10 protein-coding genes and 1 tRNA gene are annotated in these 12372 nt (G+C 71.6%); 6 read left to right on the top strand and 5 right to left on the bottom strand.

Annotation, left to right across the window (positions count from 1 at the left end):
* The first annotated feature begins 44 nt into the window (after window positions 1-44).
* Entirely contained in the window at window positions 45-1262 is a 1218-nt protein-coding gene (locus K3769_RS12290; RefSeq protein ID WP_267031337.1) for an NAD(P)-binding protein, read from the top strand.
* 77 nt (window positions 1263-1339) lie between these two features.
* On the opposite strand, the gene K3769_RS12285 is transcribed toward K3769_RS12290, so the two are convergent.
* Window positions 1340-2314 (bottom strand): aminoglycoside phosphotransferase family protein, encoded by a 975-nt coding sequence (locus tag K3769_RS12285; protein WP_267026475.1) that lies wholly within the window; start codon window positions 2312-2314, stop codon window positions 1340-1342.
* Window positions 2315-2444: 130 nt separating this feature from the next.
* On the opposite strand from K3769_RS12285, the gene K3769_RS12280 reads away from it, so the two are divergent.
* Window positions 2445-3824: an NAD(P)/FAD-dependent oxidoreductase gene (locus K3769_RS12280; protein ID WP_267026474.1), complete on the top strand. Its 1380-nt coding sequence runs from the start codon at window positions 2445-2447 to the stop codon at window positions 3822-3824.
* 16 nt (window positions 3825-3840) lie between these two features.
* A complete protein-coding gene (locus K3769_RS12275) occupies window positions 3841-4569 on the top strand; it encodes an alpha/beta hydrolase (protein WP_267026473.1) in 729 nt (242 codons plus the stop codon).
* 26 nt (window positions 4570-4595) lie between these two features.
* On the opposite strand, the gene K3769_RS12270 is transcribed toward K3769_RS12275, so the two are convergent.
* A tRNA-Thr gene (locus K3769_RS12270) sits at window positions 4596-4670 on the bottom strand.
* A 253-nt stretch (window positions 4671-4923) separates the two neighbouring features.
* On the opposite strand from K3769_RS12270, the gene K3769_RS12265 reads away from it, so the two are divergent.
* From K3769_RS12265 to K3769_RS12255, 3 genes are all read left to right on the top strand, one after another.
* On the top strand, window positions 4924-6060 hold the full coding sequence (locus tag K3769_RS12265) for an ABC transporter ATP-binding protein (RefSeq protein WP_267026472.1): 1137 nt from the start codon (window positions 4924-4926) through the stop codon (window positions 6058-6060).
* A 229-nt stretch (window positions 6061-6289) separates the two neighbouring features.
* Window positions 6290-6772 carry a hypothetical protein gene (locus tag K3769_RS12260; protein ID WP_267026471.1) on the top strand — a complete coding sequence of 161 codons (483 nt, stop codon included), beginning with the start codon at window positions 6290-6292 and terminating at the stop codon, window positions 6770-6772.
* A 126-nt stretch (window positions 6773-6898) separates the two neighbouring features.
* Entirely contained in the window at window positions 6899-7630 is a 732-nt protein-coding gene (locus K3769_RS12255) for a nucleotidyltransferase family protein (protein WP_267026470.1), read from the top strand.
* Between the two features lie 138 nt (window positions 7631-7768).
* Here K3769_RS12255 and K3769_RS12250 read toward each other — a convergent pair whose 3' ends face one another.
* The 3 genes from K3769_RS12250 to cysS form a co-directional block, all read right to left on the bottom strand.
* Complete coding sequence (locus K3769_RS12250; RefSeq protein ID WP_267026469.1) at window positions 7769-9436, bottom strand: DoxX family protein; 1668 nt, start codon at window positions 9434-9436, stop codon at window positions 7769-7771.
* A gap of 189 nt (window positions 9437-9625) precedes the next feature.
* The gene (gene rlmB, locus K3769_RS12245; protein WP_267026468.1) at window positions 9626-10570 is read right to left on the bottom strand and encodes a 23S rRNA (guanosine(2251)-2'-O)-methyltransferase RlmB; all 945 of its coding nucleotides are present in this window, start codon (window positions 10568-10570) and stop codon (window positions 9626-9628) included.
* A 112-nt stretch (window positions 10571-10682) separates the two neighbouring features.
* Complete coding sequence (gene cysS, locus K3769_RS12240) at window positions 10683-12083, bottom strand: cysteine--tRNA ligase (protein ID WP_267026467.1); 1401 nt, start codon at window positions 12081-12083, stop codon at window positions 10683-10685.
* Window positions 12084-12372: the final 289 nt, after the last annotated feature.

The raw sequence follows: 12372 nt of genomic DNA, 5'->3' as shown, positions 1-12372 counted from the left end.
CAACACACACCACTCCGTCGAAATGGTGAGAACCCATGCATCCCATGCACCCCATGCACCCCGCACACCCCACACCACCCCTCACGATCATCGGCGGCGGCTTCGCCGGCCTCACCGCCGCCATCACCGCCGCGGAAGCAGGCACCAAGGTCACGGTCTACGAGGCCCACCACACCCTCGGCGGCCGGGCCCGCACCGCCGAGGGCCCGTACAAGACGAACGAGGGCCCCCACGCCCTCTACAAGCACGGCCCCCACTGGACCTGGCTCGAACAACGCGGCCTGCTGGGCGAACTGGCCCCCCTCCCACTCCTGGAAGCGACCCGCCTGCGCCTCCACCACAAGGGCGCCCTACGCCGCACCCCACCCCTGGCCATGCTCAGACTCCTGCGCCGCGCCCCCCAACAGGCCCCCGTAGACCAGGATTTCACCACCTGGGCCACCGACATCGCCGGCGAGGAGGGCGCGACCGCCGCCGCCCACTACTCCGCCGTCGCGCTCTTCCACCACGCCCCCGGCACCCTCTCCGCCGCCTTCGTCCAGGAACGCCTGCGCCGCGCCACCAGACTGCCCCCGGAAGCGCACTACCCCCGCGGCGGCTGGGCGAGCGTCATCGACAGGATGGCGGCCCGCGCCTGGAACCTCGGCGTACGAGTGGAGACCCTCGCCCGCGTCGACACCCTGGACGCCCTCCCCACCGGCCACGGCCCGGTCATCGTCGCCACCTCCCTCGACGCGGCCCGCACCCTCCTCCGGGACGGCTCCCTGAACTGGCCGAGCGGCCGTACAGCCCTGCTCGACCTCGCGGTCCGCACCCGCCGCGGCGACGCGTTCGCCGTCTCCGACCTCGACGCCCCGGGCTGGATCGAGCGCTTCACGGCCCAGGATCACACCCTCGCCCCGCCCGGCGAACAGCTCCTCCAGGGCCAGTTCCCGATCGCCCCGCACGAGTCACGCGCGGACGGCATCGCCCGTGCCGAGCAGCTCCTCGACCTCGCCCTCCCCACCTGGCGCGAGCGGGTCACGTACCGCCGTGAGGCGCTCGCGAACGGCCGCACGGGCGCCGTCGACCTCCCCGGCACGAGCTGGCGCGACCGCCCGCACGTGGACCGCGGTGACGACGTCTACCTCGCGGGCGACCAGGTGGCGGCGCCGGGCGTGCTCTCCGAGGTCTCGTTCAACAGCGCCCTGGAGGCGGTGTCCCTGGCTTTCGGGCTCCGCAACAGGCCGGCCACCCCCGACAAGGCAACCCTGGAGCCCTGACTCCCCAGCGCCCGTGCCGCTCAAAATCGTAAACAGTACAAAATGTACGAATAGTACGCACAAACAACGCACGCAACTCAACGCCGCCCCAGCAACAGCAGCGCGATCCCGACCTGGTCCTCGTCCAACCCCTCCCCCTCCTCGACCCGCCACAGCGAGTTCTGCAACACCCGCCCCAACGTCCACGCCCGCGCCCGCGCCCGGTCCACCCCCAGCACCTCCGTCATCAGATCGAAGCGGCGTGCCAACGCCCCCTCCTCGCACCGGTTCCAGAGCGCCGGCAGCAGGTCGAAGCAGGGGTCCCCGGCAAGCGGCTTCGGGTCGATGACGAGCCAGGGCTCGCGCTCGGCCGCCAGGATGTTCTCGAAGTGCAGGTCCCAGTGCAGCAGCCGGTCCCCCGGCTCACCCGCGACCTCGCGCAGGGCCGCCGCGCAGTCCGCGAGCAGCCGCCGGTCGTCCTCCGCCGCGAGGGACCGGGCCACCGCGGGCAACCGCTCGAACATGCCCGCGGTGACGGAGTCCAGCCGCCGCAGCCCCGCCGGCGCCGGCCCGGCCGTGATCCGCGCCAGCAGTTCGGCCAGGACCGAGGTCGCCTTCATCACATCCGGCACCCCCGCCAACGGCCGGTCCTCGTCGAGCCGTTCCAGCAACAGCGTGCCGCTCTCCACGTCCTCGTCCAGCAGCCGCACGACCCCGTCGCCGTCCCAGGTCCGCAATGCCAGCCCCTCCCCGGCCGTCTCCTCGTCGAGATCCTGCAGCTTGAGCACGGCCCGCGTCCCGTCACCGCGCACCACGGGCAGTACCACCGAGACCTGCCCGCTCATCGGCGCGCCCTCCTGCCGCAGCCCCCACCGCTCCAGAAACCGCCCGCCGCGCTCCAGCAGCCGCCCATGTCCCACCTTCACCACCCCCGCCCTCTCCAGAACCACGAAATCCGAAGGAGACACCCACCACCCGGAGAAGCTAACGTCACCGCGCATGAGCAGCACGGAGAACGCGGACAGCGCGTCCGACCCGGACAGCGCGTCCAGCACGGACAGCGCATCCGCCACGGACCGCACACCCCCCGCGCCTTACGCGCCCCCCAAGCCGCGGACACCACCTCTGCCGCAGCCACCCCAGGCACCGGACGGCCCCCACGCCCGCCGGGGCCTCCGTGTCCCCCACGGCCCCCGTACGACCGTGAACGGCGGCATATCGTTCTGGTACGCCGAGGAGGGCCTCCCCGCCCCCCGCGAGCCCCTTCAGGGTGACGCGAACGCCGACGTGGTGATCGTCGGCGGCGGCTACACCGGGCTGTGGACCGCGTACTACCTGAAGAAGGCCGTCCCCTTCCTGCGGATCACCGTCCTGGAGCAGAAGTTCTGCGGCTACGGCGCCTCCGGCCGCAACGGCGGCTGGCTCTACAACGGCATCGCGGGCCGCGACCGGTACGCGCGCGTGCACGGCCACGAGGCCGCCGTACGCCTCCAGAAGGCCATGAACGCCACGGTCGCCGAGGTCATCAACGTCACCGCGGCGGAGAACATCGACGCGGACATCCACCGCGGGGGTGTACTCGAAGTCGCGTACACCCCCGCCCAGCTGGCCCGCCTCAAAGCCTTCCACGAGACGGAACTCTCGTACGGCGAGAAGGACCGCGAGCTGTACGGGGCCCGCGAGACCACCGACCGCGTCCGGGTCGCGGACGCCGTGGGCTCCACCTGGACCCCGCACGGCGCCCGGCTGCACCCGGTCAAACTGCTCAAGGGCCTCGCGGCGGCCGTCGAGGCGCTCGGCGTCACCATCCACGAGTCGACCCCCGTCACGGAGATCCGGCCCAAGCACGCCGTCACCCCGTACGGAACCGTCCGCGCGCCCTACGTCCTGCGCTGCACGGAGGGCTTCACGGCGTCCCTCAAGGGCCACAGACGCACCTGGCTCCCCATGAACTCCTCGATGATCGCCACCGAGCCCCTGACCCCCGCCCAGTGGGAGGCGGTCGGCTGGGAGGGCCGCGAGACCCTCGGCGACATGGCCCACGCGTACATGTACGCCCAGCGCACCGCCGACGGCCGCATCGCACTCGGGGGGCGCGGAGTCCCGTACCGCTACGGCTCCCGCACGGACAACGACGGCCGTACGCAGCCGTCGACGGTCGAGGCCCTGCACGAACTCCTCCTGCGCCTCTTCCCCCAGCTCGCCGGCGTCGCCGTGGCCCACGCCTGGTCGGGCGTGCTCGGCGTACCGCGCGACTGGTGCGCGTCGGTCACCCTCGACCGCGCCACCGGCCTCGGCTGGGCGGGCGGTTACGTCGGCTCCGGTGTCGCGACGGCGAACCTCGCCGCCCGCACCCTCCGCGACCTCATCCAGCAGGACTCGGGCCGGCCGGGCGAGACCGACCTCACCACCCTCCCCTGGACCGATCACAAGGTCCGCAAGTGGGAACCCGAACCTTTCCGCTGGCTCGGGGTACACGGCATGTACGCGACGTATCGAGCCGCCGACCGCCGCGAAGTCACCACCCATGCCGCACAGTCGTCCCGGATCGCGCGTCTCGCCGACCGGGTCGCGGGCCGCTGAAAGACAGGGGAACCCCATGAGCACCGCAGTCATGGACACCGTCCGCTACTCGACCGACGGTCAGCTCCTCGACATCCATCGCGCAGCCGCCCCGGACGCCCCGACCGTCCTGCTCTGGCACGGCCGCGGCCCCGCCGAACGCGACGTCCTCGGCGCGCTCGCGGCGGAGGTCGCCCGCCTCGGCGCCACCGTCATAGTCCCCGACTGGCACCCGGACGCCGAGGACGGCGGACGCCCCCAGCTGGCCGCCTCGCTCCGCTTCACCTGGGACTTCGTACGGAACCCGGAGGAGGTCGTCCTCGTCGGCTGGTCCCTGGGCGGGCGCGCGGCCATGGCGACGGCCCTGCGCCCCGACCCGCCGGAGGGCTGGCGCCCGGCCGCCGTGGTCGGCATCGCGGCCCGCTACAACCAGCCCGAACCGCTGCTCGGCCTGCCTTCCCCGATGGCGGTCTGCGCCTCGGCCCCACCCCTCCCCATCCACCTGGTGCACGGCACCGAGGACACGGTGTGCGACTTCGCCAACGCGGGCGAGTTCCAGCGCGTCCTGGCCGCCTCCGGCCGCGAGGCCCCGCTCACGGAACTCACCACGGACCACCCGGGCGCGGTCATGGCCGAGTACTCCCCGGAATGGGGCCGCTGCCGCCCCGCCCACACGGGCTCGGCCCACCGAGAGGGCCTGCGCACGGCCCAGGTCATCGCCCAGGCGGCAGGCGTACCCACGCAAAAGGCCCGAGTCACCAAGTGACCCGGACCTCTCGACACCACACCAGGAGCCCCCTGTCGGATTCGAACCGACGACCTACGCATTACAAGTGCGTTGCTCTGGCCGGACTGAGCTAAGGAGGCCTGCACGCGGACGTGCCCGGGCGTGCTCGCAGGCACGCCCGAAGCAGTGTACCCACGTCACAGCGGGGGCCCGTCGAAAATTTCCTCGAACTTCATTACCCGCCGGGTACTGACAGAACGAGTGAACGCGGGGTAGCGTCCTGAACCAGTCCGCTCATGTGGACTACACCACTACGGATCGTTCCGTAGCGGTACACCACCTTCCACTACGGATCGTCCGGCACGTTCCTGCCGGTGAAGGGGGCCCCTCACCATGGCCACTGTCTCGTTCAACAAGGCGACCCGCATCTACCCGGGTGGCGACAAGCCCGCCGTCGACCAGCTCGAGCTCGACGTCGCGGACGGCGAGTTCCTCGTCCTCGTCGGTCCCTCCGGCTGCGGAAAGTCCACCTCCCTGCGCATGCTCGCGGGTCTTGAGGACGTCAACGGCGGATCCATCCACATCGGTGACCGCGACGTCACGCACCTGCCGCCCAAGGACCGGGACATCGCCATGGTGTTCCAGAACTACGCGCTGTACCCGCACATGACCGTCGCGGACAACATGGGCTTCGCGCTCAAGATCGCCGGCGTGAACAAGGCCGAGATCCGCCAGAAGGTCGAGGACGCGGCGAAGATCCTCGACCTCACGGAGTACCTGGCCCGCAAGCCGAAGGCCCTCTCCGGTGGTCAGCGCCAGCGTGTCGCCATGGGTCGCGCCATCGTGCGTGAGCCCCAGGTGTTCCTCATGGACGAGCCGCTGTCGAACCTCGACGCCAAGCTCCGCGTCTCGACCCGTACGCAGATCGCGTCGCTGCAGCGCCGCCTCGGCATCACCACGGTGTACGTGACCCACGACCAGGTCGAGGCCATGACGATGGGCGACCGCGTGGCGGTCCTCAAGGACGGTCTGCTCCAGCAGGTCGACTCGCCGCGCAACATGTACGACCGCCCGGCGAACCTCTTCGTCGCCGGCTTCATCGGCTCCCCGGCGATGAACCTCGTCGAGGTCCCGATCACCGACGGCGGCGTGAAGTTCGGCAACAGCGTGGTGCCCGTCAACCGCGAGGCCCTCAAGACCGCCTCCGACAAGGGTGACCGCACGGTCACCGTCGGCGTCCGGCCCGAGCACTTCGACATCGTCGAGCAGGGCGGCGGCGCCGCGGCGAGCCTGTCGAAGGAGACCGCGGACGCCCCGGCCGGCCTCGCCGTCACCGTGAACGTCGTCGAGGAACTCGGCGCCGACGGTTACGTCTACGGCAGCGCCAAGCTCGGCGACGACCTCAAGGACCTCGTCGTCCGTGTCAGCGGTCGCGCGGTCCCGGAGAAGGGCGCCACCCTGCACGTCGTGCCGCGCGCGGGCGAGACCCACGTGTTCTCGACCTCCACCGGTGAGCGCCTCACCGACTGATCGCGCAACCGCACCGATCGGCCGGGCGGATCCCGGAGAATTCACCCAGGTTGACGAAGAAGGCCCCGCAGACCACTGCGGGGCCTTCTTCGTTGTCGACAAATACCCCGGCAGACCGGTCATTTCGACAGCTGTTCGTCAACATCGAACTCGAAAACGGTCACTTCCCCGTCCCCCGAACTGATTACTAAATGTCGCCAAATCATCACCCCGCGCTACCCTCACTCGCGTGAAGCACTCCACTAACCACTCGACGCGACACGGCCACGGCCCCTCCGGCCGACCGACCCGACACGGCCGTGGTCCGGCCCGCCGGATCGGCCGTACCCTCGCCCTCGTTCTGCCCGTCGTCCTGGTGCTCTCCGGCACGCTCGCGGTCACCCGGGTCAACTGGTCGGGGAACGAATCCTCCACGTCGGCGCTCGCCGCCTCCGCCGAGGACGTCTCCCGGCGCGCCCCGTCCCGCGCTCCACAGGACGTGCTGCGCGACAAACTCCTGCTGGAACTCCAGGAGAAGAACCCGGGGGTCGCCCTCACCCACCTCCAGGAGGCCGTGAACGGCCGCCCGTCCCTCGGCAGGCACTGCGCCTCCATCGCCCGCGCCCTGGGCCGCGCGGCGGTCCGCGCGTACGGCCCGACCCGCGCCCAGTCGTTCGCCCGCCCGGTGTGCGACACGTCCTTCGCCACGGGCGTAGCAGCCCAGCACGCCTGAGCCCGGGCCCCGCAAGGGGCGCGGGGAACGGCGCGGCCGGCCCTCTCCGACCCGCGGATCCAAGCTCCGCGCACCCCGCGCAAACCCCAACGGCTCATCCCGCGGAGCGCGACGTAAAGTTCGGGCATGACCGATCCGAACGCAGCGTCGCGCCCCGTTCAAGCCGTCGTCCTGGCCGGCGGCCAGGGCTCAAGGCTGCGTCCCTACACCGACGACCGCCCCAAGCCGATGGTCGAGATCCCCGGCACCGGGACCCCGATCATCGGCCATCAGCTGAGCTGGCTCGCCGAGGAGGGCGTCACCGACGTCGTCGTCTCCTGCGGTCATCTCGCCGAGGTCCTCCAGGAGTGGCTGGAGTCGGCGGATCTGCCCGTCTCCGTGACCACCGTGGTCGAGCCGGAGCCCCTGGGCCGTGGCGGCGGCCTCAAGTACGCGGCGAAGCACCTGCCGCACCCCGACCGCCCCTGGTACGCGACGAACGGTGACATCTGGACCCGTTTCTCGCTGCGGGAGATGGCGGACTTCCACACCGAGCGGGACGCCGTGGCGACTCTCGCGCTGGCGCGTCCCCGCCTTCCGTGGGGTGCCGTGCAGACCGACGACTTCGGCCACATCACGGACTTCATCGAGGCCCCGCCGACCACGCACGGCATCAACGCGGGTGTGTACGTGTTCTCCCCCGAGTTCGCCGATCTGCTGCCCTCCCTCGGCGACCACGAGCGTTCCACGTTCCCGCGGCTGGCCCGCGAACGCCGCCTGGCCGGCTACCCGATCCCGCAGGGCGCCTACTGGCGCGCCATCGACACGGCGAAGGACCTCACGGAGGCGGCCAAGGAACTGGCGGCACTGAGCCGCTGACCGCCCGCTGAGCACCCCACCCGAGGCAACCGGCACGTACGCCGCGCGTACGCCGATGGGGCCCCGCACCTGACTGGTGCGGGGCCCCATCGGCGTCCTACGGGCTCGTACTCGCTCGTACGGGCTCCTGCCGGCCTCTCAGCCGAGCAGCCCGCCCACGAGCTTGGAGTCGCCGCCGGAGCCTCCGGAGCCGCCCGAGCCGCCGCCCGTGCCCCCTCCGGATCCGGTGCCGCCACCCGTGCCCGTACCGCCGCCCGTGCTGCCGCCGCCGCCCGAGGAGGACGGTCCCGCCGTCGTGGCGGGCGCCTGCGGGGGTGCCGACTGCTGCGGCGGGGCCTGGTTCGAGCCCTGCGTCTGGCTGGGCTGGCCCGCGGTCGCGCCGGCCGTCTCACGGGCCGTCGCACCGGGCGAGGTCGCGGCGCCCGACGGGCTCGCCGAGGTCGCGCCCCGGGTGGGCGAGTCGGCCGACGCCGAGGGGCTCTGCTTGTCGCGGCGCGCGCCGGGCTCCTCCGGGAGCGCGGAGCCGGGCAGTTCGTTGCGCGGGGCCTCGCCCGGTCCGGGGACGACCACGCGGTCGGAGTCGCGGACGGCGCCACCGAGCAGCGACCCGATGAGCAGCGTGAGTCCGACGACGATGGCCGCGACGAGCGCGCCGCGCCGCAGGACCCGCCGGCGCAGTTCCCAGATCTCGGTACGCGGCCCGAGGGTGCGCCAGGCCTCGCCCGCGAGGCGGCCGTCGATGGAGTAGACGGGGGCGCCCGCGATGATCAGCGGCGACCAGGCGGCCAGGAAGATGATGTCGGGTGCGTCGTAGGCGGGCACGGACTTCCAGCTCACGGTGAGCAGGAGTGCCGCCGACAGCGACGCGCCGACGGCCGCCGCGACCCGCTGCCACAGTCCGAGGACGGTGAGGACGCCGACGATGACCTGGAAGAAGGCGATGAGCAGTCCGGCGCCGACGGGGTGCTGAAGCGCGAACTCGCGCAGCGGCTCGGCGAGTTCCCACGGGTGCAGCGAGTTGAGCCACTTGACCATGGAGCCGCGCTTGCCGCCGTCGAAGTAGACGGGGTCGCAGAGCTTGCCCATGCCGGCGTAGATGGAGATGAAGCCGAGGAAGACGCGCATCGGGAGCAGGACGACGCCGAGGTTCATCCGGCGGCCGGGGTAGTAGCCGTGCCGGACGGGGGCGGCTCCGTGCCGCTTGACCGCCCCGTCGTCCTCGTCCCGGTAGTCGTCGTCCTCGTAGGAGTCGTCCTCGAAGTCGCCCTCCGCGTACGGGGGTTGGTCGAGCTCCTCGTAGGCGCTGCCCGCGCTGCGCAGCTGTTGCGGCAGGAGGCGGGTCTCGGGGCCGCGGACGGCCGGGGTCTCGACGGTGGCGTCGACGTCGAACCCTGTGGGTGCTTCGCCGTCGACGCGCGGAATGACCTGGGTCGCGCCGCCTTCACCCACCGGGTCCTCGGCGCCGTGCCGAAGGCTCGTGTTCCGCACGGCCTGCAGCAACCGGGTGGCGCCCGTGTCGTCGGGGGCGGACTTCCCGCTCCAGACGACGGGCGCGCGACGGCGGGTGCCTGCGGCGGTTCCGACGACGGGGACGCGCGCGGTGTCGCCGCCCGAGCTCAAGTTCCGCGCGCCGCGCGGGGACTGGGCCCGCGGCGCGGTGTTCAACTGCACGCGGAAGCTCGCATGATTGACGATGACCTGCGCCGGATCGCTCGGCACCTTCACCATGCTCAGCGCGGGAGCGTCGTCGAATCCCAACGAGCTGTCCCCCGTGGGTGTGCGGGGTGTTCTGGTGTCCACACTCATCTAACCGAGTGACGTGTGTTTAGGACACTGCTTTGACCGCGCCGATGTGTCCGGACCCCGTCAAGATCAACGCGGGCCCCGTCAGGCGCGCGGAACTGTGCCGTTCGCGTCTCCTCCGCGGGTGCGCGACCAGCACGCGCGCACCCGCGGCCGAACAGCCGACCGCTCGGCGTCGGCCGGGCCGACGGCTCAGGCCCGGCGCCGCGAGGCCTCGTACAGCACGACTCCCGCGGCCACACCCGCGTTCAGCGACTCCGTACCGCCCGGCATCGGGATCCGTACCCGGAAGTCGCAGGTCTCCCCCACGAGCCGGGAGAGCCCCTTGCCCTCGCTGCCGACGACGATGACGACGGGTCCGCCGAGGGCGTCCAGGTCACCGACCTCCGCCTCGCCGTCGGCCGCGAGACCGACCACGACGAGCCCGGCCTTCTTGTACGCCTCCAGGGCGCGCGTCAGATTGGACGCGCGGGCGACCGGCGTACGAGCTGCCGCACCGGCGGACGTCTTCCACGCACCGGCGGTCATCCCCGCCGCCCGGCGCTCGGGCACGACCACGCCGTGACCGCCGAACGCGGAGACAGACCGGACGACGGCACCGAGGTTGCGCGGGTCGGTCACGCCGTCGAGGGCGACGATCAGCGGGTCCCTGCCCTCGTCGTACGCGGCGGCGGCGAGGTCGTCCGGGTGCGCGTACTCGTACGGCGGGACCTGGAGGACGAGCCCCTGGTGGTTGAGCCCGTTGGTCATGCGGTCCAGCTCGGGACGCGGGGCCTCCATGAGGTGGATGCCGCCACGGTCCGCGGCGAGCTGCAGCGCTTCGCGCACCCGCTCGTCGCTGTCGATGAACTGCTGGACGTACAGCATCGAGGCGGGCACGCCCTCGCGCAGCGCCTCGACGACGGAGTTGCGGCCGACGACCATCTCGGACGTGCCCTTGCCGCCCCGGCCGCCGCGCGGCGAGGGCTTGCGCACGAGCTGCTTGGCCTTGGCGCCGGCGATGCGGTTCTTCTTGTGTCCCTTGCGCGCCTCGGCGGGCGGGGTGGGGCCCTTGCCTTCGAGACCCTTGCGCCGCTGGCCGCCACTGCCGACCTGCGCGCCCTTCTTGCCGGACATGCGGCGGTTGTGAGCGGCCATGACCTACCTGTCTGTGTGAACGCTTACGAATGGACGTACGGATGCACGTCCATGCAGTGTGCCGCCCGGAGACCCGGACGGCACAATCGATCAAGGAACGATCGATGAGGGGTCAGCGCGGACCGAGGGTCCAGCGCGGCCCCTGGGGGCCGTCCTCGATGACGAGGCCGGACTGGTTCAACTGGTCGCGGATGGCGTCGGCGGTGGCCCAGTCCTTGCGGACGCGGGCGGACTCGCGCTGCTGCAGCACCAGCCGTACGAGCGTGTCGACGACTCCGTGGAGGTCCTCGCCGCGGTCGCTCTCGCCCGCCCAGTGCGGGTCGAGCGGGTCGAGGCCGAGGACCGCGAGCATGGCCCTGACCTCGGCGAGCCGGGCGACGGCCGCTTCCTTGTCGTCGGCGGCCAGCGCGGAGTTGCCCTGGCGGACCGTGGTGTGCACGATGGCGAGGGCCTGCGGGACCCCCAGGTCGTCGTCCATCGCCTCGGCGAACGCCGGCGGCACCTCGGCGGCGGGCTCGACCGGTCCCCCGGCCTTCTCCACCACGCGCTGCACGAAGCCCTCGATCCGCGCGAACGCCGACTCGGCCTCGCGCAGCGCCTCTTCGCTGTACTCGATGGTGGAGCGGTAGTGCGGCGTGCCCAGGTAGTAACGGAGCACGATGGGCCGCCATGCCTTGACCATCTCGCTGACGAGGACGCTGTTGCCGAGCGACTTCGACATCTTCTCGCCGCTCATGGTCACCCATGAGTTGTGCACCCAGTAGTGCGCGAACTCGTCGCCGAAGCCGACGGCCTGGGCGATCTCGTTCTCGTGGTGCGGGAAGATCAGGTCGATGCCGCCGCCGTGGATGTCGAAGGCGGAGCCCAGGTACTTGTGCGCCATCGCGCTGCATTCCAGGTGCCAGCCGGGCCTGCCGCGTCCCCAGGGCGTCTCCCAGGACGGCTCGCCGGGCTTGACGGCCTTCCACATGGCGAAGTCGCGCGGGTCCCGCTTGCCGGTCTCGCCGTCCTCGGCGGGCTGGCGCAGCTCGTCGAGGTCCTGGTTGGACAGGGAGAGGTAGCCGGGCAGGGACCGTACGTCGAAGTAGACGTTCCCGTCGGCCTCGTACGCGTGACCGCGCTCGATGAGCCCGCGCATCATCTCGACCATCTCGGTGACGTGGCCGGTGGCGCGCGGCTCGTACGTCGGCGGGAGGCAGCCCAGTGCCGTGTAGCCGTCGTTGAACGCGCGCTCGTTCTCGTAGCCGATCGCCCACCAGGGCCTGTGCTGCTCCGCGGACTTCCTGATGATCTTGTCGTCGATGTCCGTCACGTTGCGGACGAACGTGACGTCGTAGCCGCGGTACTCGAACCAGCGGCGCATGATGTCGAAGTTGAGCCCGGACCGGATGTGCCCGATGTGCGGGGCGGCCTGCACCGTGGCGCCGCACAGGTAGATCGAGACACAACCCGGTGTGATCGGGGTGAAGTCGCGAATCTGCCGGGCGCTGGTGTCGTACAGGCGAATGGTCACCCCACCAGGGTAGTGGGCGGGGGGTAGTGCCCCGCGCCCCTTGTCCCGTATGGGACACGTATTCGTGACATACGGGCGTGCCGGTGACGTCAGGGGCCCTTCCTTCGCCCCCGCCGCCCCTTCCCGTTCCCGACCTCATATGGGGGCTGCGCCCCCTCGCCCCCCTTTGTCCTCAAACGCCGGACGGGCTGAAATGCTTCAGCCCGTCCGGCGTTTGAGGACCGGGGGTTCGGGGGCGGAGCCCCCGAGTACGTGACGGGAACGGGTAGGGGCGGCGGGGGAGGGAGAC

The organism is Streptomyces ortus (assembly GCF_026341275.1).
Classification (GTDB): Bacteria; Actinomycetota; Actinomycetes; order Streptomycetales; family Streptomycetaceae; genus Streptomyces; species Streptomyces ortus.
This window is presented reverse-complemented; position numbering and strand designations above follow the sequence as displayed.

Coding starts and splice junctions, on each gene's coding strand:
- K3769_RS12290 (WP_267031337.1), top strand. CDS start 45: ATGCACCCCATGCACCCCGCACACCCCACACCACCCCTCACGATCATC.
- K3769_RS12275 (WP_267026473.1), top strand. CDS start 3,841: ATGAGCACCGCAGTCATGGACACCGTCCGCTACTCGACCGACGGTCAG.
- K3769_RS12250 (WP_267026469.1), bottom strand. CDS start 9,436: ATGAGTGTGGACACCAGAACACCCCGCACACCCACGGGGGACAGCTCG.
- rlmB (WP_267026468.1), bottom strand. CDS start 10,570: ATGGCCGCTCACAACCGCCGCATGTCCGGCAAGAAGGGCGCGCAGGTC.
- K3769_RS12255 (WP_267026470.1), top strand. CDS start 6,899: ATGACCGATCCGAACGCAGCGTCGCGCCCCGTTCAAGCCGTCGTCCTG.
- K3769_RS12265 (WP_267026472.1), top strand. CDS start 4,924: ATGGCCACTGTCTCGTTCAACAAGGCGACCCGCATCTACCCGGGTGGC.